Here is a 22,964-nt window from a genome sequence, read left to right on the forward strand (position 1 = left end):
CCCTTATACCGCTTCCGCCACAGGGCGGGTTTTCTTGTTGGAAGATTGACTGGCGGGATGGCGGCGATTAATTTCGCAAGCCAGTGCCAGGTAAGCGATAGCGCCTTTGGAGTGGCGATCGTAATCCAACGCCGGCTTACCAAAACTAGGCGCTTCCGCCAGGCGCACATTGCGCGGGATACAGGTGCGGTACAGACGATCGCCAAAGAACTCCTGCAACTGCGCCGATACCTCACTGGTGAGGCTGTTACGCGGGTCGTACATAGTGCGCAGGATACCCTCGATTTTCAGGTCTGGATTGGCGGCCTGTTGAATCTGAGTGATGGTATCGACCAGCGCCGAAAGGCCTTCCAGCGCGTAGTATTCGCACTGCATAGGAATTAACACGCCGTGAGCCACACAAAGGGCGTTCACTGTGAGCATATTCAAAGACGGCGGGCAGTCGATAATCACGTAATCGTAGCGACTGACGACTGTGGAAAGAGCATTGCGCAAACGGGATTCGCGCCCCTCCAGATTGAGTAACTCCACCTCTGCCGCAGACAAATCGCCGTTGCCGGGGATTAAATCAAACCCGCTTTCTGTGGAGACAATGGCCTGCTCCACAGGCAATTCAGCGGCCAGCACATCGTAACCGGACACCTGCAGGTCACTTTTATCCACACCACTGCCCATGGTGGCATTGCCCTGGGGGTCCAGGTCGATCAGCAATACGCGCCGCTTGTTGGCAACCAAAGATGCGGCCAGGTTGACGCAGGTAGTGGTCTTGCCAACCCCGCCTTTCTGGTTGGCCACAGCAAATATCTTGCTCAAGATTCTTGTCCTTTGTTGTTTGCGGGTGCGATTGCCCCGACGCCGGCTCGGCTTCTGGCCACGGCTGGTGAGCTCCCAGGAACGGGAAAGCTATATGGCGGGTGATAAACCCACCAAATTATTCAATTATTCTGTGCGGCAGAGCTGGATCAGATGGCGCTCGCCGTCGCAACTGGGCACCGACAAACGGTGCACCTGCTCGACCTTAATGCCTTTTGGCAGAGCGCTCAACTCATCCTCCGGCAACTTGCCTTTCATGGCGTAAAAGCGACCAGTGGGGGCCAGCATATGCTCGCTGCCATTGACCATATCCTCGATGGAAGCAAAGGCGCGAGAGACTACGCCAGCAAAAGGTTGCTCCGGCACAAAAGCCTCCACCCGCTCATTGACCACGGTGACATTGGGCAGGGGCAGGGTGCTGGCCACCTGGAACAGGAAGCGGGTCTTTTTGCCGTTACTGTCGAGTAGGGTGATAGAGCGCTCGGGATGGACAATGGCCAGGGGGATGCCCGGCAGTCCACCTCCGCTGCCCACATCGATTAAGGGGCCCTCGCCACAGAGGTTTACCACACTGAGACTGTCGATAATATGGCGCTCCAGCATCTGTTCTGGATCGCGTATGGCGGACAGGTTGTAGGCACTGTTCCAGCGGGCAAACAGCGCCAGGTATTCCAGTAACTGGTCCTGCTGCCGGTCGCTCAGTACAACCGACATCTGAGCCGCTGCCTTGTGCAGGCGCGGGCGAAACTGTTCCATTGAGTGAGAAATGGGTCTATCCCCCAGTATTCCCGCGAAATTCAAATCCCCCCGCAGGGTCTCGCGGGATACCCTGTGGAAAACCAATTTATACCGATTTTTTGCGCTTGAGCAGCCCGCGCTTTTTCAACTGGATCAACAGCAGTGAGATAGATGCCGGGGTCACGCCCGGAATCCGCGAGGCCCGCGCCAATGTATCCGGGCGGGTCTCACCCAGCTTTTGCTTAACCTCATTGGACAGACCAGAAATATCGCTGTAGTCGAAGTCCGCCGGGATCGGGGTGTCTTCATAGGCTTGCAAGCGCTCGATTTCCTCGCGCTGGCGATCGATATAGCCGGCGTACTTGGCCGAGATCTCCACCTGCTCGGCAACCTGTTCGTCGGTTATCGCTTCCCCTTTAAGGCCCGCCACATCCCCATAGCCCAGCTCCGGGCGGCGCAATAGGTCCATCAGGCTGTATTCCCGAGCCAATGGCTGCGGCAACTTGGTTTCTACAGAGGCGGCCTGGGGCGTCTTGGGATGCACCCAGGTCTCCTGCAGACGCTGGGTTTCCCTGGCGATAGCTTCACGCTTTTCGCTGAATGCAGCCCAGCGGGTATCGTCGACCAAACCCAATTCGCGACCCTTTTCAGTCAGACGCAAGTCGGCGTTGTCCTCGCGCAGCAGCAGGCGGTATTCCGCGCGGCTGGTAAACATGCGGTAGGGCTCTTTGGTGCCACTGGTGATCAAGTCATCCACAAGCACGCCCAGGTAGGCCTCGTCCCGGCGCGGTGACCAGGCTTCGCGCTCCTGGGCCTGCAGGGCGGCATTGGCGCCAGCCAGGAGACCCTGGGCGGCCGCTTCCTCGTAGCCGGTGGTGCCATTGATCTGGCCGGCAAAGTAGAGCCCCTGGATAAATTTGGTCTGCAGGGAGGGCAGTAGATCCCGCGGATCGAAGAAATCGTACTCAATCGCATAGCCCGGGCGGGTGATATGCGCCTTTTCAAAGCCCTTGATGGAATGCACCAGCTCAATCTGCACATCGAAGGGCAGACTGGTGGAAATACCGTTGGGGTACAGCTCGTTGGTAGTCAGCCCCTCGGGCTCGATAAACACCTGGTGGCTGTCTTTGTCCGCAAAACGGTGCACCTTGTCCTCGATGGAGGGGCAATAGCGCGGGCCAATCCCCTCAATCACACCGGAATACATGGGCGAGCGATCGAGTCCACCCTGGATAATTTCATGGGTGCGGGCATTGGTGTGGGTAATCCAGCAACAGATCTGGCGCGGGTGTTGGTCGCGGCTGCCCAGGTAAGACATCACCGGAGTGGGAGCATCCCCCCATTGCTCCTCCAACCCACTGAAATCTACAGAGCGGGCATCAATGCGGGGAGGCGTACCGGTTTTCAGGCGATCGACGCGGAAGGGCAATTCGCGCAGGCGGTCCGCCAGAGCAATCGAAGGTGGATCTCCAGCGCGGCCACCGGCATGGTTTTCCAATCCAATATGAATTCGGCCGCCGAGGAAGGTCCCGGCGGTCAGTACCACTGTCCTAGCGCGGAAGCGCACGCCAGCATTGGTGACAACCCCGACCACGCGTTCGCCTTCGACAATCAGATCATCCGCCGCCTGTTGGAAGATCTCCAGGTTTTCTTGAGCTTCCAGGATTGAGCGGATGGCCGCGCGATACAGGGCCCTGTCGGCCTGAGCGCGGGTTGCCCGTACAGCTGGCCCCTTGCGGGCATTCAGTACCCTGAACTGGATACCACCCAGGTCAGTTGCGGTTGCCATAGCGCCACCGAGGGCATCCACTTCCTTCACCAGGTGGCTCTTGCCTATGCCACCAATGGCTGGATTGCAGGACATTTGTCCGAGAGTTTCGATGTTGTGAGTCAGCAGCAGGGTAGAGGCTCCCATTCGTGCGGCTGCCAGGGAGGCTTCGGTACCCGCGTGGCCTCCGCCGATCACGATCACATCATAGGTTTTGGGAAAATCCATAGTGGCTGCTACTGGTTACAACTTGGGGCGCACATTTTATAGTCAGTAAGAGTCCTCAGCAATTGGCTTTATTCATGCTGTTCAGGAAACCTCTGCCTCTGTCTTTCTCTCTCTTTTCTTGAGTATCAACTTTTAATCGATTGACCCCCTTAGAGGGATGAATCTCAAAACGATGTCTAGCTTTCTTAAATACTCTTATTAATGAATATATGTATATCTTAAAGAGTATTTTTTTATATTTGTTGTTTTTATTAGGTTGCGACCAATCCGGTATAAGCTCAAAAAAACTTTTAAAAACAATAAGTTATGGAGATGAAAACCCTGCCGACAAACCCTTGGTGGACACAGGGGTAACCGCGGTATGAGGCTGTGAAAACTTGGGACAACTTTGCCTCATCTACCGTTCTTAGGAAGTTATCATCATACCGTTGTTCTATTTTGCAGGTGCTTATCCCCTCTTTTGCCCACAGTCAGTTTTTTTCGACTAGTGCTTGTTGTGCTTTACCCGGGATTTCTGGGGGGGACCTGTGAGTAGTTGAGAATAATGTATAAATCTGTGCATATACCCATTGGATGGGTGTGGGTTAATGGTGAGATAACTGCCAATAAGCTTATCCACGGGAAATCCCCGTGGACATGTATAACTTCTTTCCCTCAACAGCCATTTAAACCGCGGCTTCAAGCTTATTTCTCACCTATTTCGTGGAAAATATGCGGGAAAGCTGGGGATTAAATAGAACTTTTTTAGCAACTTAGGATAGATCTGGGCTCTTCCTGTGAGCAAGAGGTGTGGAACTTGTGCCAGAAGGAGAATGAGAAGAATAAGAAGAGGGAAGAGTAGGGAGATAGGATAGAGAAGAGGACGCTATTTGCTAGCGTCCCAAATTGGATAAGTTGCGGGTCGAATACCTTTGAATCTATGCGCTTATTTACCGATACAGAAGCTACTTACCGATACAGAAGCTACCGAAGATCTTTCCGAGCAGCTCGTCCGCGCTCACTGTGCCGGTGATTTCCCCCAGTGCCTGCTGGGCCTGACGCAAGTCTTCCGCAAGTAACTCACCGGCACCGTGACTGTGAAGCTGCTGGGAGCCTTGCTCGATAAAAGCGCGGGCCCGCTCAAGTGCCTCTAAATGCCTTCTCCGCGCGCTAAAGTTGCCTTCGGCAGCGCCACTGAAGCCGATAGACTGTTTTAAATGCTCCTTCAGCGCTTCGAGGCCCGCACCGGTCTTGGCGCTGATGGCGATTACCGGCACGCCTTCAGTGTGGGCTTGGAGTCCGGCACTGTAATCGCTGAGATCAATTTTATTCAGTACCAGTGTGAGCTTGTCTAAGTCCTGAAGCTGGTGGGTAAACTCCGGCCAGGCCTCTGCCGGGTCCAGTGAGTGGAGTTGTTCTGCATCCATTACCAGGAGCACCCGATCCGCCTGGTGAATCTCCTCCCAGGCTCGCTCGATTCCGATCTGCTCTACCTTGTCCGGCGCATCCCGCAGACCGGCGGTATCGGCGAACTGCAGGGGCATGCCGTCAATGTGGATATCTTCCCGCAAGATATCGCGGGTGGTGCCGGCGATATCGGTGACGATGGCGGTATCGCGACCCGCAAGGGCATTGAGCAGACTCGACTTGCCGGCATTGGGGCGCCCGGCAATGGCCACTCGCATACCCTCTCGCATAATGGCGCCCTGGCGCGCCTGGGCTTCCACGCCAGCCATTTGCGCCAGTAGGGCCTGGATATCCGCATCCACCTTGCCATCGGCGAGAAAGTCGATCTCCTCTTCGGGAAAATCGATGGCGGCTTCCACATAGATACGCAGGTGGGTAAGGCTTTCCACAAGGTCTTCGATCTTGTCGGAAAAAGCGCCCTGTAGTGAACGCATGGCATTGCGTGCCGCTTGAGTACTACCGGCATCGATCAGATCGGCGATCGCTTCGGCTTGGGTGAGATCCATTTTATCGTTGAGGAAGGCGCGCTCGGAAAACTCACCGGGGCGTGCCTGGCGGGCCCCCAGTTCGATCGTTGCCTTTAGCAGTTCATCGAGAATGACCGGGCCCCCGTGGCCTTGCAGTTCCACCACATCCTCTCCGGTAAAGGAGTTGGGGCCTGGGAAAAATAGGGCGAGTCCCTGGTCTATCAGCCGCTCACTGTGGCAAAAATCCCGGTAATGGGCATAGCGCGCTTTGAGTGGTTTATCCCCACAGATTTGCTGGGCAATGGGCAGGGCTTTGGGGCCTGAGAGGCGGATTACACCGATACCACCGCGCCCCGGTGCGGTGGCGACGGCGGCGATGGTGTCACGATTAAGGCTTTGTTGTGTCATCGGCTGAGTGTACTCGACATAACGGAAAAGGGCCGCTGTTGCGGCCCTTGTTGTTTGTGATCTGTGGATACTTGATCAGTATTTTCCTGCATCCACCTGCTTGTTGATATACCAGGTTTGACCGATGGTGATCAGGTTGTTGGCGATCCAGTACAGGACCAGGCCAGCCGGGAACCACAGGAAGAACACCGTCATCATCACCGGCATCAGCTGCATGATACGGGCCTGGGTCGGGTCGGTGGGGGCCGGGTTCAGCTTCTGCATAAACCACATGGATAGGCCCATCAGTACTGGCAGGATGAAATAGGGGTCCTTCGCCGACAGGTCGTGAATCCAGAAGATCCAGGGCGCGTGGCGCAGCTCTACGGTCTCGGTGAGCATCCAGTAGAGGGCGATAAACACCGGCATCTGCAGCAGGATCGGCAGGCAGCCCCCCATGGGATTGATCTTCTCGCGGCGGTAGAGCTTCATGGTCTCTTCCGCCAACTTCTGACGATTGTCCTTGTACTGCTCCTGTAGCTTTTTCATCTGCGGAGCGAATTTGCGCATGCGCGCCATAGACTTGGTGCCTGCGGCGGACAGCGGCAGTAGCAGAGTCTTGATAAATACGGTGAGCAGGATAATCGCCCAGCCCCAGTTGCTGACGATATGTTCCTGGATAAAGTGCAGTACACGGAACAGCGGCTTGGCGATCCACCAGAGCCAACCGTAGTCTACGGTCAGGTCCAGATAGGGGGAGATCTCCTCCAGTCGGTAGACGTCTTTCGGACCAGCATAGAAAGAGGCGCTCAGCTCACCCTGGGTAGCGGCGGGAATTTGCACCGGCTGGGCGGTGAAGCCCATACGGAATAGTCCGTTGGATAGCTCGCGCAGCTCAAAGGTATTGCGCTCGTCCTGAGGGGGGATCCAGGCACTGAGGAAATAGTGCTGCACCATGGCTACCCAGCCGCCTTCAATGGTTTCTTTGGTGGGCTTCTCGGCGATTTCCTCAAAATCCTGCTTGAAGTAATTTTCTTCGTTGGTGTGCAGGGCAGCGCCGAGGAAGGGTGACATACCAAAACCGGTATCCGTCACCGGCTCACTGGCATCGCGCTTGATCTGGCCGAACATAGCGGCGGACCAGGGCTTGGCGCTGGTGTTATCCACCAGGTAGGCCACCTGGACGAGGTAGTCGCCACGCTTGAAGGTGTAGCGCTTGGTGATATTTGCGCCTTCTTGCTGCAGGGTCAGGTCCACAACCAGCTGATCCTGCCCTTCGACCATGGCGTAGTTGGTCTTTTCAACCTTGAACAAGGGACGGCCGGCGGCGCTATCGGTGCCGTTGTTACCGATCAGACCACTCTGGGCGATATAGGTGTGATAGCGGGTCTGGTTTAACAGGATTAAGGGCTGGTCCGGTGTATCCAGCTTTTCCTGGAACTGCCGCAGGGCGACCTTAACGATATCTCCGCCACGGGGATCGATCAGAAGATCAAACACATCGGTGGTGACATGGATGAGCGTGCGCTCGCCGCTATCGGTGCCTGTCTCTGCTGGCGCCTGGGACTCCAGTTGGGGCACATCGCCATTGCCGTTGTCGCTGGTCTGCGCCGGGATCTGGCTGCCGCTTTGTACATCGTTGTGTACTATGGTTTCGCGGTCGAGTTCAGGAGTGTGCTGCTCTTGAAATGCATTCCACTGGAAGATAAGTGCCAGGAGAACCGCGAGAATTCCACCAAGCAGCGTATAGCGTTGCCAATCCATCTTAATACCTAGAGCGTGTTCTTGTGTTTGGTGGGGGGAACCGGGTCCAACCCACCTGGGTGCCAGGGGTGGCATTTTATAAGGCGGCGCGCGGTTAAATAACCCCCTTTTAAGGCTCCGTGAGTCTCAATAGCCTCTTCGGAGTAGCGGGAGCAGGTTGGGTAAAAGCGGCATTGGTTGCCTACCCAAGGGCTGGCCAGATAGCGATATACGTGTATCAACTTGATCAGCAGCCACTTCATGACTTCGATTGTGGCTGTTGCGCGCGCTTGGCCAGCTTGCGCCAGAGCTTGTTTAGTGTCTTTGCCAGTGCGGCCTTATCCAGATCTGCAACCCCAGGTCGCGCCAATACCACAGCATCCAGCGGCGGCAACTGGTGTTGCTGCAGGCGGAAAGTTTCGCGGGTGATTCGCTTGATTCGATTGCGATCGGAGGCATTGCGCACATGCTTCTTGGCGATTACCAGGCCGAGGCGCGGGTGTTCCAAGTCACTAGGGCAGGCGAGAATCAAAAGGTGGGGATGCGCGGCGCGCACAACGTTTTCATTGAAAACCTTGCGATACTGCGCCGCATTAAGCAGGCGCAGCGTCTTGGCAAATCCGAAGCTGCTGCGCGCCTGCTGCATAAAAGAGGTCTCTAAAAGAAGAGAAATTATGCAGACAGTACTTTGCGGCCTTTAGCGCGACGGCGGGCCAGGATTTTACGGCCGTTTTTAGTTGCCATACGAGCGCGGAAACCGTGAGTGCGTTTGCGCTTCAAATTGCTGGGTTGAAATGTGCGTTTCATAGTCTTGCTACCTGAGACTTTGTGTTCAAGATTTCTCGGGACCATCCCCGGCCGCGGCCTGGGCTCCGGTCCGGCACAGAGCCGGCGCAGACGGAGCTACGCGCTGCGAAGGCCGCGGATTGTATAGAAAGGCAGCAGTGAAAGCAACGCACAGGCCGGGTAAATTCGGCTTGTTTATCACCTAAATTACGGGTTCCTATCACGCCAGTTTATCAAGCCCTTGAGTTGCCTGAAATATTTGGCGATGCCCACCGATTGATCCCAAGATATGCACAGAGACCTGTGGATAAGTGTGTCGACATGCGCGCTTTGCCTGTCTAATTGTTGCGCAAATACTTGATTGCATGGACCTTTTTACTTAATTTTTTCAACAGATCGATGCTTTCTTGTGGATAACCCATCGACGGAAAGGTATACTGCGCCGATCTTATTTGACGGCTCGGGCGTTTCAGCCCTGTCATGCCGTTGTCTCCGTGGTCTTACCATTTTGGGGTTTTTGGGGGGTTTCTTGACTGAATCCGTTTGGAAGCAGTGCGCGAACTGTTTACAGGATGAACTGCCATCTCAGCAGTTCAACACCTGGATCAGGCCGCTGCGTGTCAATCCCGCGTGTGCGGAGGGTGAGCTGCGCTTGGTCGCACCAAATCGCTTCGTACTGGACTGGGTTGGCGGTAAATTCCTTCATCGTATCCGCGAGCTGGTACATCAGTTCTCTCCGGGGCAGCCACTACAAGTGGGGCTGGAGATTACAGCGCGACGCCCCGCACGTTTCCAACGCAACCGCTCTGCGATGGAGGCAGCACCAGCTCCAACACCTATGCCACCAACGGCACCGCCCTCTAATACTGTGGCGCCATCAATGGCGCACAGTACCTCTTCGAACCCCGTGGATTTCCCCTCTACGCCAGCGGGAGTGGTCTCCCCTGTGGCTTCCCAGGGGTATATGAACCAAGTGGAGACTCCTGCAACTCCTGTTCCCACGCAGCCCCCAATGGGCGGTGGTTTTGGTGCTAATCCTCATCCGGCACTGGAAGAGGAGACAAATTCCCGACAAATGAGCAAGGGTGAGCAGGCGGTATCCGATATCCGTCCGGCGGTAATGAACGATATGATGCGTTCTATCCCGGAACAGCCTGCGCGCCAGGTTGAAGTTGAGGGCGCTATAAAACACGGCAGTTCCCTCAATCGTAATTTCACTTTTAAATCCTTTGTCGAAGGTAAGTCCAATCAGCTTGGCTTGGCCGCTGCCCAGCAAATCTCCGACAATCCCGGTGGCGCCTATAACCCACTCTTTATATACGGTGGCGTGGGCCTGGGTAAAACACACTTGATGCACGCAGTGGGCAATGCGCTATTGGAGCGCAATCCCAACGCCAAGGTAGTCTACCTGCACTCCGAGCGCTTTGTTGCGGATATGGTGAAGGCGCTGCAGCTCAACGCCATCAGCGACTTTAAGCGCTATTACCGCTCGGTGGATGCGCTGTTGATTGATGACATCCAGTTTTTTGCCGGCAAGGAGCGCTCCCAGGAAGAGTTTTTCCACACCTTTAATGCGCTTCTTGAGGGGGGACAGCAGATCATCCTCACTTGTGATCGCTACCCGAAAGAGATCGATGGACTGGAAGAGCGCCTCAAATCCCGCTTTGGCTGGGGTCTCACCGTGGCGGTGGAGCCGCCGGAACTGGAAACCCGCGTAGCCATATTAATGAAGAAAGCGGAGCAATTTGGTGTTGAGCTGCCGCACGATTCCGCTTTCTTTATCGCCCAGCGAATTCGCTCCAATGTGCGTGAGCTGGAGGGTGCCCTGCGCCGGGTGATTGCCAACGCCCAGTTTACTGGCCGCGCCATTGACGATGTCTTGGTGCGCGAGGCGCTCAAGGATCTCCTCGCTCTGCAGGACCGCCTGGTGAGCGTAGACAACATCCAGCGTGTGGTAGCCGAATACTACAAGATCAAGGTGGCCGACCTGTTGTCCAAGCGCCGCAGTCGCTCTGTGGCGCGTCCGCGCCAGGTGGCCATGTCTCTGGCCAAAGAGTTGACCAACCACAGTTTGCCGGAGATTGGCGATGCTTTTGGCGGGCGAGACCACACCACGGTTTTGCACGCCTGCCGTAAAATTCGCGAATTGCAGGAGTCTGACGCGGATATCCGCGAGGACGTAAAGTTACTGACACGGTCGTTGACCACTTAATCGAATAACTGACAAACAAGGCGAAACTACCGATGAAATTCAATGTGAGCCGGGACGCCCTGCTGAAGCCCCTACAACTGGTAGCCGGTGTCGTTGAGAAGCGCCAGACCCTACCGGTCCTGGCCAATGTATTGATGCAATTACAAGGTCAGGAGTTGTCCCTGACCGGTACAGATCTCGAAGTGGAGATTGTCGGCCGCCTGCCGGTGGACGGCGTGGAGATGGAAGGCGAAGTCACCGTCCCAGCACGCAAGTTACTGGATATCTGTCGCTCACTGCCTGATGGCGCTGAACTAAAGTTTGAGCGCGACGGTGAGCGCCTGGTATTGCGCAGCGGTCGCAGCCGTTTTCAGTTATCGACTCTACCCGCAGCGGACTTCCCCAATCAGGAGGAGGCCAGCGCCCAGACCCGTTTCGATATCTCCCAGCGCGAGATTCGACGCCTGATCGAGGCCACTAGCTTTGCCATGGCCCAGCAGGACGTGCGCTACTACCTGAATGGCCTGCTGTTGGAATGTCGCCCACAGCAGTTGCGTGCGGTTGCAACGGACGGGCACCGCCTGGCCCTGTGTGATCGCGATGCCCCGGGCTTGAATGTATCGGAGCCGATCCAGGCGATTGTACCGCGCAAGGGGGTGCTGGAATTGGGCCGCCTGCTGGAAGATACCGACGTGCAGGCGCAGGTGGTATTAGGCAACAATCATATCCGTGTGATGAGTGGCCAGTTCACCTTCACCTCCAAACTGGTGGATGGAAAATTCCCGGATTACGAGCGCGTGCTGCCGCGGGGTGCGGGCAATGTGGTTTATGCCGATCGTCAGGGCTTGCGTCAGGCTTTCTCCCGGGCAGCGATTCTCTCCAATGAGAAATACCGCGGGGTGCGTTTGCAAGTCTCCGAAGGGCTGTTGCAGATTGTGGCCAACAACCCCGAACAGGAGGAGGCAGAAGAGCAAATGATGGTGGATTACGTGGGGGAGCCTATGGAAATTGGCTTCAACGTTTCCTATCTGCTCGACGTTACCGGTGCTATTCATAGCGACCAGATTCGTATCAGCCTGGCGGATGCCAACAGTAGTGCTCTGCTGCAGCAACCTGAGGACGGTGACGCCCTCTATGTGATTATGCCGATGCGCCTGTAAGTCTGGCTAACCAGCACTTGGCTCACAAACGGGAAGGGACCGCTTTGCATCATCAACAAGCGGTCCCTTTGTTTTATCTGGTATTTTATCTGGATTTCACCGCGGGAATTTCCCCGGCTAACAAGCGGAAGGGTTCATGGCACTGAGCCGCCTTCTCATTTCCAATTTTCGCAACATCTCCCACGCCGACCTGCTTTTGGATACGGGGGTCAACCTGTTTTGTGGCGTCAATGGCAGCGGCAAGACCTCGATCCTTGAAGCTGTACATATGTTGGCAACAGGCCGCTCCTTTCGATCTCGCCAGCACAAATCGGTTATCCGGCATGATCATTCAGGGCTCACTGTTTTTACCCAGTTGGATACGGGCTTCAACCTTGGAGTCGAACGCCTGGCCGATGGTGGTGGTCGTGTGCGTATTAATCAGGCAGCGGCTGAGTCCAGCTCACAACTGGCTAACTGTTTACCTTTGCAACTGATTAATAGTGATAGTTTCGCCGCTCTGGATGGAGGGCCAGGGGTACGCAGGCGACTCCTGGATTGGACAGTGTTCCACGTGGAACATCTCTTTGCCCAGGAGTGGAAAAACTATCAAATCGCATTGAAGCAGCGAAATGCCTTGTTGCGACGTGGTAAAATCGACGCGGAGGCGATTGGGATTTGGGAGCATCAATTGGCCCAGAGCGGCGAGAGGGTGGACACCCTGCGCCTTGGCCAATTTCAGGAGTTACAGGCAGCCGTGACTGCCCTGCTGGATGAATTACCACAGAGCCTGTTGAATCGTGTAGATATCAGTTACCGGCGGGGTTGGCGTAAGGAAACTGCCCTGGCTGAGGCACTGAGGGAGTCCCGGGAAGGGGATCTCAATCAGGGGCATACCCGCACGGGGCCCCACAGAGCCGATCTTCGATTTACCGTAGCGGGTGAGCCAGCACACAATGTTTTGTCGCGAGGCCAGCAAAAGATGCTGGTATGCGCCGTACGCACGGCTATGGCGCAACTGGTGTGTCGCCACCGGGAGAAACCGGTGTTCCTTGTGGACGATTTGCCGGCGGAGTTGGATGATCACAATCAACAAGTTTTTGCCCAGTGGGTTGGCCGTTGTGCCAGCCAGGTACTGGTAACCGGAATAGATGAGGGCACTACGAGCCGCCCCTGGCGACAGCTCGAAGCCCCTTGGAATTGCCCAAAAGTGTTCCACGTGGAACATGGGAATATCAGCGCCGAGGCATCGGCCGCACAATAAGTTGAATGGAGCGAATAAATGTCAGAGCAGCAAAGCTATGACTCGAGCAGTATCAAGGTACTTAAAGGCCTGGATGCGGTGCGCAAGCGCCCCGGAATGTATATCGGTGATACCGACGATGGCACCGGCCTGCATCATATGGTTTTTGAGGTGGTCGACAACTCCATCGACGAAGCACTGGCTGGCCATTGCGACGAGATTCGCGTAACTATCCATCCAGATGAGTCGATCTCCGTCTCTGATAATGGCCGGGGTATTCCCACAGAAATCCATTCGGAAGAAGGGGTTTCCGCCGCAGAAGTGATTATGACCGTGCTGCATGCCGGTGGTAAGTTCGATGACAATACCTATAAGGTATCCGGTGGACTGCACGGCGTGGGTGTGTCGGTAGTGAATGCGCTCTCCAGAGAGCTGAAGTTGACCATCCGCCGCGGTGGCAAAATCCACGAGCAAACCTACCATCACGGTGTGCCCCAGGCGCCATTGGAAGTGGTGGGTGATAGCGATACCACTGGCACCACGGTACATTTCAAGCCCTCTGCCGATACCTTCAGCAATATCGAATTCCACTTTGATGTGCTGGCTAAACGCTTGCGCGAGTTGTCCTTCCTGAATTCTGGTGTGCGCATCGTGCTGAAAGATGAGCGCAGCGCTAAAGAAGAGATATACGAATACGAGGGTGGTTTGAGTGCCTTCGTTGAGTTTCTCAACCAGAACAAAACCCCCATCAACAAGGTACTGCACTTCCAAAGCCAGCGTGAAGACGGTATTGCCGTAGAGGTGGCGCTACAGTGGAATGACAGCTTCCAGGAAAGCATTTTCTGCTACACCAACAATATTCCCCAGCGCGATGGCGGTACTCACCTGGCGGGATTCCGCGCTGCCCTGACACGCGGCCTGAATACCTATATTGAGCGCGAAGGCCTGGGCAAGAAGGATAAGGTCAACACCACTGGCGATGATGCCCGGGAAGGCCTTACCGCGATTATTTCCGTCAAAGTGCCGGACCCCAAGTTCTCGTCGCAAACCAAAGACAAGCTGGTTTCCTCCGAGGTGAAGCCCGCCGTTGAGCAGGAGATGGGGCAGCACTTCAACGATTACCTGTTAGAGAACCCCCAGGAAGCCAAGTCCGTCGTTACCAAGATGATCGATGCGGCGAAAGCCCGTGAGGCGGCGCGCAAGGCGCGTGAGATGACCCGCCGCAAGGGCGCCCTGGATATCGCCGGTCTGCCCGGCAAACTGGCTGACTGCCAACAGAAGGACCCAGCGCTATCTGAAATCTACCTGGTGGAGGGTGACTCCGCCGGGGGTTCCGCCAAACAGGGACGTGACCGCCGCACCCAGGCGATCCTGCCTTTGAAAGGCAAGATCCTCAACGTGGAAAAAGCGCGCTTCGACAAGATGCTCTCCAGTGCCGAAGTGGGCACCCTGATTACCGCGCTAGGCTGTGGTATCGGCAAGAGCGAATTCAACCCCGACAAGCTGCGCTACCACAGCATCATCATCATGACCGATGCGGACGTGGACGGTGCCCATATTCGCACACTGTTGCTGACCTTCTTCTTCCGCCAGATGCCGGAATTGATCGAGCGCGGCCATATCTATATCGCCCAGCCGCCGCTGTATAAGATCTCCAAGGGCAAGCAGGAGCAGTACTTAAAGGATGAGGGCGCCCTGACCCAGTTCCTTACCAATGCCGCCCTGGAGGGCGCCACACTGTTCGTAAACCCGGATGCCCCTGGGCTATCTGGCGCTTCCCTGGAGAGCCTGGTAGGCGAGTACCGCAGCGTGCTGGCTACGATTGATCGCCTGTCCCGCCTCTATCCAGAAGAAGTGCTGCGCAGCATGATCTACTTGCCGAGCCTCTCTCAAGAGGATCTGCAATCCCAGGAGAAGGTGGCTGAATGGTGTGCTCAGCTACAGGAAAAGCTCGCCGATGAGGAGAGCGGTGGAACCCGTCGCCATGAAGTGACCGTGCAGGAAAATACCGAGCGCGGGCTATTCCTGCCCCATATCCACATAGTGGCGCACGGCGTCGGCAGCGACTACCTGATCAACCATGAGTTCTTCGATTCCGCTGAGTACACCTCTATTTGTGCACTCGGTGAGAAAATGGTGGGCTTGTTAGAAGAGGGCGCCTTTATCCAGCGTGGTGAGAAACAACACGCCGTCGGCAGTTTCCCTGAGGTAATGGACTGGTTGATGGGCGAGAGCCGCCGTGGTTACGGTATCCAGCGCTATAAGGGCTTGGGAGAGATGAACCCCGAGCAGCTTTGGGAGACCACTATGGACCCTGAGAGCCGCCGTATGCTGCAGGTCACCGTGGAGGATGCCATTGCCGCAGACCAGATTTTCACCACCCTCATGGGCGATCAGGTAGAGCCGCGCCGCGACTTTATCGAGAGCAACGCCCTGGCGGTGGAGAATTTGGACGTTTAATCCCCCTGACTTTCTACAGGCTGGAATAGTGCTAGTGCAGCTCTCTCGATGAAAGTATTTCATCCGAGAGAGCTGACTAACGCGCTCTTATCGAATTTTTTGAGTCAAAGAAAGGAACTGAGGCCTATCAGCTTAAGTTTCGAGGCCCCGCTTCCCAATTTCAAAACAGCGCTAGCCCGCTTGAAGGTTGCCACTCCCTTTTTTCTTTTTTTCCTGGCTTGAGCTTGCTTATAGAGTTCCATCCAGAAATCTAAAAAAATGCTGTCATTTCTAAACTGTGGTGATTTTTTTGATCGAAAGAAATAATTAAAACTTGGTAGATCCCTTCCAAAAGTTACCTTATAAATCTGTAGCCCCTAAAATAATGGACATGGATAGGTAAGAAGGCTTCTAAAAATTCCAAAAATTGGCTGTCGAATAATTAGCCCGAATTTCTGTTCTATTAAAAATCATAAAATAGCTGTATTTACACAGTATTTTTTCGTGTTTCAATTGCTCAATAAAAATTAATCCTCACAGGGGGTTCCGATGAATTACTCTGAAAATAATTTTTTCAGGAAAATATTGAGAGTTATTTTTTCGATATCCATATTGTTTGCCATCAATGGTTGCACAAGCTCAGAGAAACTAATTAATTCAAACTGGTCGAAATTGAAACCGAGCATTTTCGTATAGTCACAAATGATAATCCGAAACGTGTGCAGAAATTGGCAGAGGATTTAGAGAAATTTCGTATTTTCTCGAGAAACTATATTAGTTTTTCCCCAGACCAACAGAAGCTCACCATTTATGCATTGGCGGATCAACTTAGCTTTGCGGGAGTGAGTGGCAGCGAGAGCTCTCGAAGAGTAATTGGAAGGTTTGAGAATACTTCACATGGGAGTTTTGCCCTAATAAACCTCAAAGGGAACCAATATCTACCTGGAAACCCGGCTCGTCAGACACTCTTCCATGAATATATGCATTTTTTAACCTATGGAAGTAGCCAATTCAATTTTCCCTACTGGTTTAGTGAAGGTGTAGCAGAAGTATTTTCTACGGTTTCATTTGATAAAAAAGGTAATTTCAGCGTTGGCGGCATACCCCTTGATAGAGCGATCAGCTTACACGGAAAAAGAGAGCTGCCTTTAAAGGAGCTTCTGCGAGCAGTTCCCGGTTCTCTCAATGATCAAGATACAGAGGCTCTTTATGCCAGTGGGTGGATGCTTAGCCACTGGCTGATTTTCAATGCCGAGCGCAATGATGGCTTGAGCAAGTTTCTCCAAGCGTATAATCGAGGTGAAGATCCTGTGAATGCGCTGCCCGCTGCATTGGGTATGACTTTTGATGAACTTGCAGGTATCTATCAAAAATTGCCCAAGGTCGATTTTAATACCTACAAAGGCCGGCTTACTGATGAGAAAGAAAATTATTCACTAATTACAAGTCCGATGGACAATCGTGAAGCAATAGCCGAAATTGCTCACTATATGGCGATCACAGACCAGAATTCAGAAGTGCTTAGAAATTATATTTCTTATGCTGAAAAAAAGGGACTGATAAGTCCTGAGCTGATGTCGGCACTGTCGCTTGCCGAGGCGAAGGAGAAAAATTATTCCTCAGCCCGCGAGATACTTGGAAATATAGAAGATAAATATCAGGATGAAATCTGGTATTTAGAAGCCACTGCAATGGTTGCGCTTTATGAGGCGCTTGATAAAGAAAAAGAAATCAACGTCCCAGAATTTAAAAAGATCCGCGATAGTTATGTTGAGCTGGTTAATGCTGAGGGTGGCGTGCCGGCCTATTGGCATGAACTGGCAATTACGATGCAGGTATTAGGTTATCCACGGCCCAAGTATGTAAACATGTTGGAGCAGGCCTACCTGCGTGCTCCGAGGGATATCAATATTGCCTGGTGGTATGCTCATGAACTCTATCTAAATCGAGACGTTGAAAGATTCTCCCGCGTCTCCCAGCCCCTTTTGATGCAAATTACACGCTCAGAGTCCCGGGAGCACCTGGAATCAATGATAAGGGACCTTAACCGGGAGACATTACCTTTTACAGACCGTGCTTTCACAGACAATAGCGATGAGGTGAGCGGCCTAGGGCAGCTCATGAAGGATTACCAGTTCTTGTCGGAAAATAAAGCGCTGGCAATGGCTCTGGATTATCGAGGGGCCTTTGTGGTGGGGTATATCGATAATGTTGCCAGTCAAACAGAAGCAAACCAGCTAGCCCTACAGGCCTGTGAAGAACAGAGAGCGCAACTACGGGTGAAAGATCGCTGCGAACTCTATGCAGAAGGGGAAACCATCATTCGTTCCCCCTAATGAGCATCAAACCGGCCAATTAGCGATCATAACTAATAGCTGGTAGCGCGTGTGGAAAGGTTATGGCTGGGCATCAGTTCATTACTTTTCCAGTAATAACCCACACTCACGGTGTTCCTCGCCCTTGGTCGGGTCGAAATACACATCGTTATCCGGCAGTTCGTTTTCGTAAACGTACTCCTCTACATCGATCTCCTTCAGGTGGAACATTGGCGCTACGCGAATGGTGCCGTGATTCCCCTGGGTAAAAATATCCAGGTTTTTACGATGGGCATTCTGATCATGGCGAATGCCGTTGAGCCATACATCTGGCTTCAGTTCCTGCATGGCGCGGTTAAACGGCTCCAGTTTCACTGTACGCGAGAAAAAGTCGTGCTCGGGAGTGTCCAGGGCCGGAATACCGCCGTAGACGGCGTTGTAGTGGGCCGCAGACATCTTTGGAGAATAGGTGCGCAGATTGAGATTCAGCCGCTCCACCACATTTTCTATGTGGCGGTAGGTCTCCGGAGTGTTGTAGCCGTGATCCACCCAGATAACTGGAATATCCGGCTTGGCCCTGGTCACCAGGTGCAGGAAAGCCACAGCGAGGGGGCGGAAATTGGTAAAGACCACCGGGTTCTGGGCTTTGTCCATGGTGAATTGCATGATTTCGCTGGGTTTAGCCGCAGCGAAAGTCTGATTCATAGATGCCAAGTCAGCATCGTGGTGAAAGAAGCGGTCGCTTGAGGACTGCAGGGTATGACTGGAAGCGTTCTGTCCCATAAAAATCAGCGCGTAGGAAAACTAGGATGAAAGGCATGCTACCCGGATAATTTGTCACGTAGAAACAATAAAAAGGAGTGAATCAATAAGTTTCGGTTATAAGTAGTGGTTTTCCCCCCTGTGAGTAAGATATGGCTCAAGGCGGGGTCCCTTTGCAAGACATTAAAATCTGATGTTGTCCGTACTCAGCGTTGTAACCGCGACGGGTTTCTACAAACCCATGCTTTTGCAGGAAATACCGCGTGCGCAGATTTTCACGATATACCTGAGCCTGGAGCTGCTTGCGTCCGACGGCCACAGCCTTAAGCAAGCTAGCGCCAATTCCACAACCGGTAAAAAGGGGACTAACACACAAGTGGGCAATCTTGTCAGTGTCCACCAGGGTAATAAAAGCCTCGGCGACAGCGCTGTGGCGGCCGGTAAACACCAGACATTGGTTGGATCGGCGGCAGTCTCTGCGGAATTCACCACGGCGCTGCAACCAGAACTGACGAGGCAGTGATGGGTGTGAATGTGTCACCGCATGTAGCCAGAGCTGTTCCAGCCTATCCAACTCTTTGAGCTCTGCCTTTCGAATCATGGGCATTCCCAAAGTAGATACATGAGCCCAATGCTAGTCAGCTCGAAGAGTAGATCCTAGGAAACATCCTGCTCTTAGGATAGAAACTAATCTTTGAGAGGTTTATTCCTCGTAAAGGCGCCAAAAAACAAAAAAATGTTCTGTGATATCCCCCAGTCGCGAGTGGTAAAATAGAATCATTCTTATTAATAAAAACAATTACAAATTACATAGATTCATTGGAGGGTTCATGAAGAGATTTTTCCTGTCGCCAATGGCTATTGCCCTGGCGGCTGCCACGGCAGTTCCTAGTCACGCTGAGGAGCGTTTGGAAAGCGTATCCGTTATTGGTAATTCCGACTCCATCTCCAAACTGCCGGGCTCCGCGCATCTGGTAGATGCCGAAGAACTGGCAGAGTTCGAGTTTGTGGATATCAACCGCATGATGCGCTCGGTTCCGGGGGTGTACATCCTGGAAGAGGATGGCTATGGCCTGCGCCCGAATATTGGTATTCGCGGTGCCCAGGGTGGGCGTTCCGCCAAAATTTCCCTGATGGAAGATGGTGTATTGGTGGCTCCGGCCCCTTACTCGGCGCCGGAAGCGTATTATTTCCCGAGTGCCGGCCGCATGGATGCCATTGAAGTACTAAAAGGCCCTGCTGCCTTGCAATACGGCCCGTTTAGCGTGGGTGGTGCGGTAAATATGTTGAGCACACCTATTCCCACTGCCAGCCAGGGGATGGTGCAGCTGGAGGCCGGTGAATACGGTGAGACCCGCCTGCACGCTCACTACGGCAGCAGTACAGAAACTACCGGCTGGCTGCTGGAGACCCAGCAACAGTATGCTGACGGTTTTCGCGAAATTGATCGCGCTGGCAGCGCGGATATCGCTAAAGAAGACTACCTGCTGAAAGGTCGCCTTAAGTCCGATGCGGATGCGACCTATCGCCAGCAGTTGGATATCAAGCTGCAGTACTCCGAAGAGGAGTCAGGCATGAGTTATCTGGGCCTGACGGATGCTGACTTTAAGAGAGATCCGAACCGCCGCTACGGCCTCAGCGCCCTGGATGAAATGCAGAATCGCCACAGCACTATCCAGCTGAACCACAGTATCGAACTGAGTAACAACTTTACCCTGCATACCCAGGCTTACTACAACAAGTTTAAGCGCGACTGGTTCAAGGTCAGCGAGGGTGAACTGATTGAGGATGCCAACAACGATCAAATCATTACAGCAGCACTGTCCCAGGCGATACTGGATGGGGAGTGGGATTACGCCTTCGGCGTTAAGCACAATAACCGTGAGTACGAGGCTAGGGGCCTGCAGATTAGTGCCGATTGGCGCTTTAACACCGCTTCCGTTAGCCATGAGCTGACCTTTGGAGTGCGCCAGCACCAAGACGAAGTCGATAGATTCCAGCCTGTGGAAAACTATGAACAGGTGGATGGCAAATTGGTGTATCTGAGCACAGATATTCCCGATACCGTCAAAGAAAGCAGCAATAACCGAATCGAAGAAGCTGAGGCAACTTCGTTCTTTATCTACGACGATATCCAGCTGAACGACAAACTGACTCTCACCGCTGTTCTTCGCTACGAGGATATAGAGACCGAACAGCAGCGCTATAACGACGCCGAGCGTACCGAGAAGGGCAGTTACCGCTCCAACCAGGTGGATGAGTGGCTGCCCGGCTTGGGGCTTGTTTACCAGGCTAGCGAACAGTGGAGCCTGCTGGCAGGTGTACACCGTGGCTTCGCCCCTCCCGGTGCTGGTGCAGCCGATGGCCAGGGCCCGGAGTTATCCACAAACTATGAATGGGGCGCTCGCTTCGATAACGGCAGCCTGAATGCTGAATTGATCGCCTTCTACAGTGACTATGAGAATGCTTTGCAAAACTGCTCGGTGGCGGTGAAATGCCCCAATGGTGCCGAGAGTGGTACCTACCAGTTGGGTGAAGCAGATATCAAAGGGCTGGAAGCGACCTTTGGAAGTGAGTGGGCACTCGCAAACGGTTGGGTATTACCGGTGCGTGCAACCTACACCTTTACTGACGCAGAAATCAGTGAAGACAGTGACGGTGAAGAGCTGCTTGCCGGCGATAATCTCGAATACCTGCCGGAAAATGTTTTTGCCGTATCTGCCGGCCTCGACAGCGGTGCCGCCTGGCGTTTAAACCTGACCGCGGCTTACCAGGACGAGATGTGTGTACACACTCGTTGCAACCGGGGGAATACCGATAAATTCGATTACACAGAGTCCCTGTGGGTTGTGGATGCCGCTGCGCACTACGATTTCAGCACAGACCTGACCGGCTACCTGAAAGTGGATAACCTGTTTGATGAGCAGGTGATAATCAGCCGTAGTCCCGATGGTGCTCGCGCCAACCGGCCGCGCACCGCCACACTGGGTATGAAATACGTTTTCTAATCCTGCAGCAGGATAGAGTGACAAATTAGAAACCCCGGCTTCGCCGGGGTTTCTTTTAGAGCGAATAAATGCCCGCTACCAGCGGCTGCCGCCCAGATGGGCAAAGTGGGCCTTGAGGTAGTTGGTCTCAGGAATTGCCGGATGAATGGGGTGGTCAGCGCCCTGGCCACCGCTGGCGAGTATTGAAGCGTGACGGCCCAATTTGTGTGCCGCACCGCGCACACAGTCGAGCAGTTCATCCGATTGTAAATGCATAGAGCAGGAAGCACTTACTAACAAGCCATCCTGCGACAGTAAACGCATAGCCAGTTCGTTAATGTGGCGGTAAGCGGCGAGGCCGGCCTTGTGATCTTTGCGTCTTTTAATAAATGCGGGGGGGTCGAGCACTATGACATCGAACTTCTCGCCCTCGGCCACCATGGCCTTCAGAACCTCTAGCGCCTTACCTTGCACGGTATCCAGCCTGTCGGCAAAACCGATGTGCTGTGCATTCAATTGACACCAGTCCAGGGCTTGCTGCGAGGCATCTACGCACACCGCGTGGGAGGCACCATTGGCCAGAGTCTGGATTCCCCAGCCGCCGGCATAGGAGAAGAGATCCAACACGCGCTTCCCTCGTACCCAGCGGTTTAACAGGCGACGATTTTCGCGGTGATCATAGAACCAACCGGTTTTTTGCCCCTGGTGGACCGGCGCCAAAAGCGGAACGCCATTTTCTTCAAAGGGCACTAGTTCGGGCACTTCTCCGTAAACAATCTGGTTAACGAGTGGCATATCCTCAACCGCGCGGCCCTGGTGATCATTGCGCAGCAGAATTCCCTTGGGTTGAGTCAGCTCGATTAACTTATCCACAACTACCTGTTGGTAGCGATCCATGCCCCAGTTGCTGACCTGTACCACCAGGTGATCGTTAAAGCGATCAACTACCAGCCCCGGTAGGGCATCGGAGTCTCCGTAAACCATACGGTAGCTGGGGTGGTCGAAGTAGCGTTGCCGCTGTAGCAATGCAGTTTGCAAGCGCTCACTAATGTCGTCTTCGGAAAAATTGTCCTTGCGGCTCACTAGGCGAGCGCAGATCAATTGGCTGGGGTTAACCCAGGCAGTGCCCAGAAGTTTGCCCTGACTATCGAGAACCTGGCACTGGCTCCCCGCTTCCAAGCCTTTCAGCGGGGAGCGCTTGGTATCCACCTCATTACTGTATATCCACAGGTGGCCGCGCTTTAAACGGCGCTCTGCGCCGCGATTTAATATTAATTCCGCCAATTGGGGTCTCCGTAAGCTGGGGGGATTCGCGGAGGCAATTGTGCTCGGCTCGATGGATAGGTCAAGGATTTCGAGCCTTTGTGGATAAACGTGCTCGATATTAAGTGATCAAAGGGCAAAGTGCGGTAAAAGTGTGAATAACTAGCTTAAAAATCACCCTGTGGATAAACACCGGGAGCGCAGACATCCGGTTAAGCTGGGCAGAACGAAAGATACGTGAGTGCTCAC

17 protein-coding genes are annotated in these 22,964 nt (G+C 53.9%); 6 read left to right on the plus strand and 11 right to left on the minus strand.

What is annotated here, in order from left to right:
* Positions 1-3 precede the first annotated feature (3 nt).
* From ACJJID_RS17445 to rpmH, 8 genes are all read right to left on the minus strand, one after another.
* Positions 4-813, minus strand: a complete 810-nt coding sequence (locus tag ACJJID_RS17445) for a ParA family protein (protein ID WP_444920558.1) — start codon at positions 811-813, stop codon at positions 4-6.
* 126 nt (positions 814-939) lie between these two features.
* Complete coding sequence (gene rsmG, locus ACJJID_RS17450) at positions 940-1,569, minus strand: 16S rRNA (guanine(527)-N(7))-methyltransferase RsmG (RefSeq protein ID WP_444920559.1); 630 nt, start codon at positions 1,567-1,569, stop codon at positions 940-942.
* 88 nt (positions 1,570-1,657) lie between these two features.
* Positions 1,658-3,547, minus strand: a complete 1,890-nt coding sequence (gene mnmG / locus ACJJID_RS17455; RefSeq protein ID WP_444920560.1) for a tRNA uridine-5-carboxymethylaminomethyl(34) synthesis enzyme MnmG — start codon at positions 3,545-3,547, stop codon at positions 1,658-1,660.
* A 944-nt stretch (positions 3,548-4,491) separates the two neighbouring features.
* On the minus strand, positions 4,492-5,868 hold the full coding sequence (gene mnmE / locus ACJJID_RS17460; RefSeq protein WP_444920561.1) for a tRNA uridine-5-carboxymethylaminomethyl(34) synthesis GTPase MnmE: 1,377 nt from the start codon (positions 5,866-5,868) through the stop codon (positions 4,492-4,494).
* 75 nt (positions 5,869-5,943) lie between these two features.
* Positions 5,944-7,611: a membrane protein insertase YidC gene (gene yidC, locus ACJJID_RS17465; protein WP_444920562.1), complete on the minus strand. Its 1,668-nt coding sequence runs from the start codon at positions 7,609-7,611 to the stop codon at positions 5,944-5,946.
* An 8-nt stretch (positions 7,612-7,619) separates the two neighbouring features.
* Positions 7,620-7,853 carry a membrane protein insertion efficiency factor YidD gene (gene yidD / locus ACJJID_RS17470; protein WP_083922742.1) on the minus strand — a complete coding sequence of 78 codons (234 nt, stop codon included), beginning with the start codon at positions 7,851-7,853 and terminating at the stop codon, positions 7,620-7,622.
* Positions 7,850-8,236, minus strand: a complete 387-nt coding sequence (gene rnpA / locus ACJJID_RS17475) for a ribonuclease P protein component (protein ID WP_444920563.1) — start codon at positions 8,234-8,236, stop codon at positions 7,850-7,852. The genes yidD and rnpA overlap by 4 nt, the downstream gene beginning before the upstream one ends.
* Before the next feature lie 26 nt (positions 8,237-8,262).
* Complete coding sequence (gene rpmH / locus ACJJID_RS17480; RefSeq protein WP_020413885.1) at positions 8,263-8,397, minus strand: 50S ribosomal protein L34; 135 nt, start codon at positions 8,395-8,397, stop codon at positions 8,263-8,265.
* 508 nt (positions 8,398-8,905) lie between these two features.
* Between rpmH and dnaA the strand changes: the two genes are divergently transcribed.
* The 5 genes from dnaA (at position 8,906) to ACJJID_RS17505 (ending at position 17,724) form a co-directional block, all read left to right on the plus strand.
* On the plus strand, positions 8,906-10,588 hold the full coding sequence (dnaA, locus tag ACJJID_RS17485) for a chromosomal replication initiator protein DnaA (protein WP_444920564.1): 1,683 nt from the start codon (positions 8,906-8,908) through the stop codon (positions 10,586-10,588).
* Between the two features lie 32 nt (positions 10,589-10,620).
* A complete protein-coding gene (dnaN, locus tag ACJJID_RS17490) occupies positions 10,621-11,727 on the plus strand; it encodes a DNA polymerase III subunit beta (RefSeq protein WP_444920565.1) in 1,107 nt (368 codons plus the stop codon).
* A 136-nt stretch (positions 11,728-11,863) separates the two neighbouring features.
* Complete coding sequence (recF, locus tag ACJJID_RS17495; protein WP_444920566.1) at positions 11,864-12,970, plus strand: DNA replication/repair protein RecF; 1,107 nt, start codon at positions 11,864-11,866, stop codon at positions 12,968-12,970.
* Between the two features lie 18 nt (positions 12,971-12,988).
* Positions 12,989-15,409, plus strand: a complete 2,421-nt coding sequence (gene gyrB / locus ACJJID_RS17500) for a DNA topoisomerase (ATP-hydrolyzing) subunit B (RefSeq protein WP_444920567.1) — start codon at positions 12,989-12,991, stop codon at positions 15,407-15,409.
* Positions 15,410-16,107: 698 nt separating this feature from the next.
* Entirely contained in the window at positions 16,108-17,724 is a 1,617-nt protein-coding gene (locus tag ACJJID_RS17505; protein ID WP_444920568.1) for a hypothetical protein, read from the plus strand.
* 81 nt (positions 17,725-17,805) lie between these two features.
* Here ACJJID_RS17505 and ACJJID_RS17510 read toward each other — a convergent pair whose 3' ends face one another.
* Positions 17,806-18,486: a phosphoadenosine phosphosulfate reductase domain-containing protein gene (locus ACJJID_RS17510; RefSeq protein WP_444920569.1), complete on the minus strand. Its 681-nt coding sequence runs from the start codon at positions 18,484-18,486 to the stop codon at positions 17,806-17,808.
* A 136-nt stretch (positions 18,487-18,622) separates the two neighbouring features.
* Positions 18,623-19,066 (minus strand): GNAT family N-acetyltransferase, encoded by a 444-nt coding sequence (locus ACJJID_RS17515; protein WP_444920570.1) that lies wholly within the window; start codon positions 19,064-19,066, stop codon positions 18,623-18,625.
* Between the two features lie 229 nt (positions 19,067-19,295).
* Here ACJJID_RS17515 and ACJJID_RS17520 point away from each other — a divergent pair, with 229 nt between their 5' ends.
* On the plus strand, positions 19,296-21,473 hold the full coding sequence (locus ACJJID_RS17520) for a TonB-dependent receptor family protein (protein WP_444920571.1): 2,178 nt from the start codon (positions 19,296-19,298) through the stop codon (positions 21,471-21,473).
* 75 nt (positions 21,474-21,548) lie between these two features.
* On the opposite strand, the gene ACJJID_RS17525 is transcribed toward ACJJID_RS17520, so the two are convergent.
* Positions 21,549-22,736, minus strand: a complete 1,188-nt coding sequence (locus ACJJID_RS17525; RefSeq protein ID WP_444920572.1) for a class I SAM-dependent rRNA methyltransferase — start codon at positions 22,734-22,736, stop codon at positions 21,549-21,551.
* Between the last annotated feature and the right edge of the window lie 228 nt (positions 22,737-22,964).

It is taken from the genome of Microbulbifer sp. CnH-101-G (genome assembly GCF_052466775.1).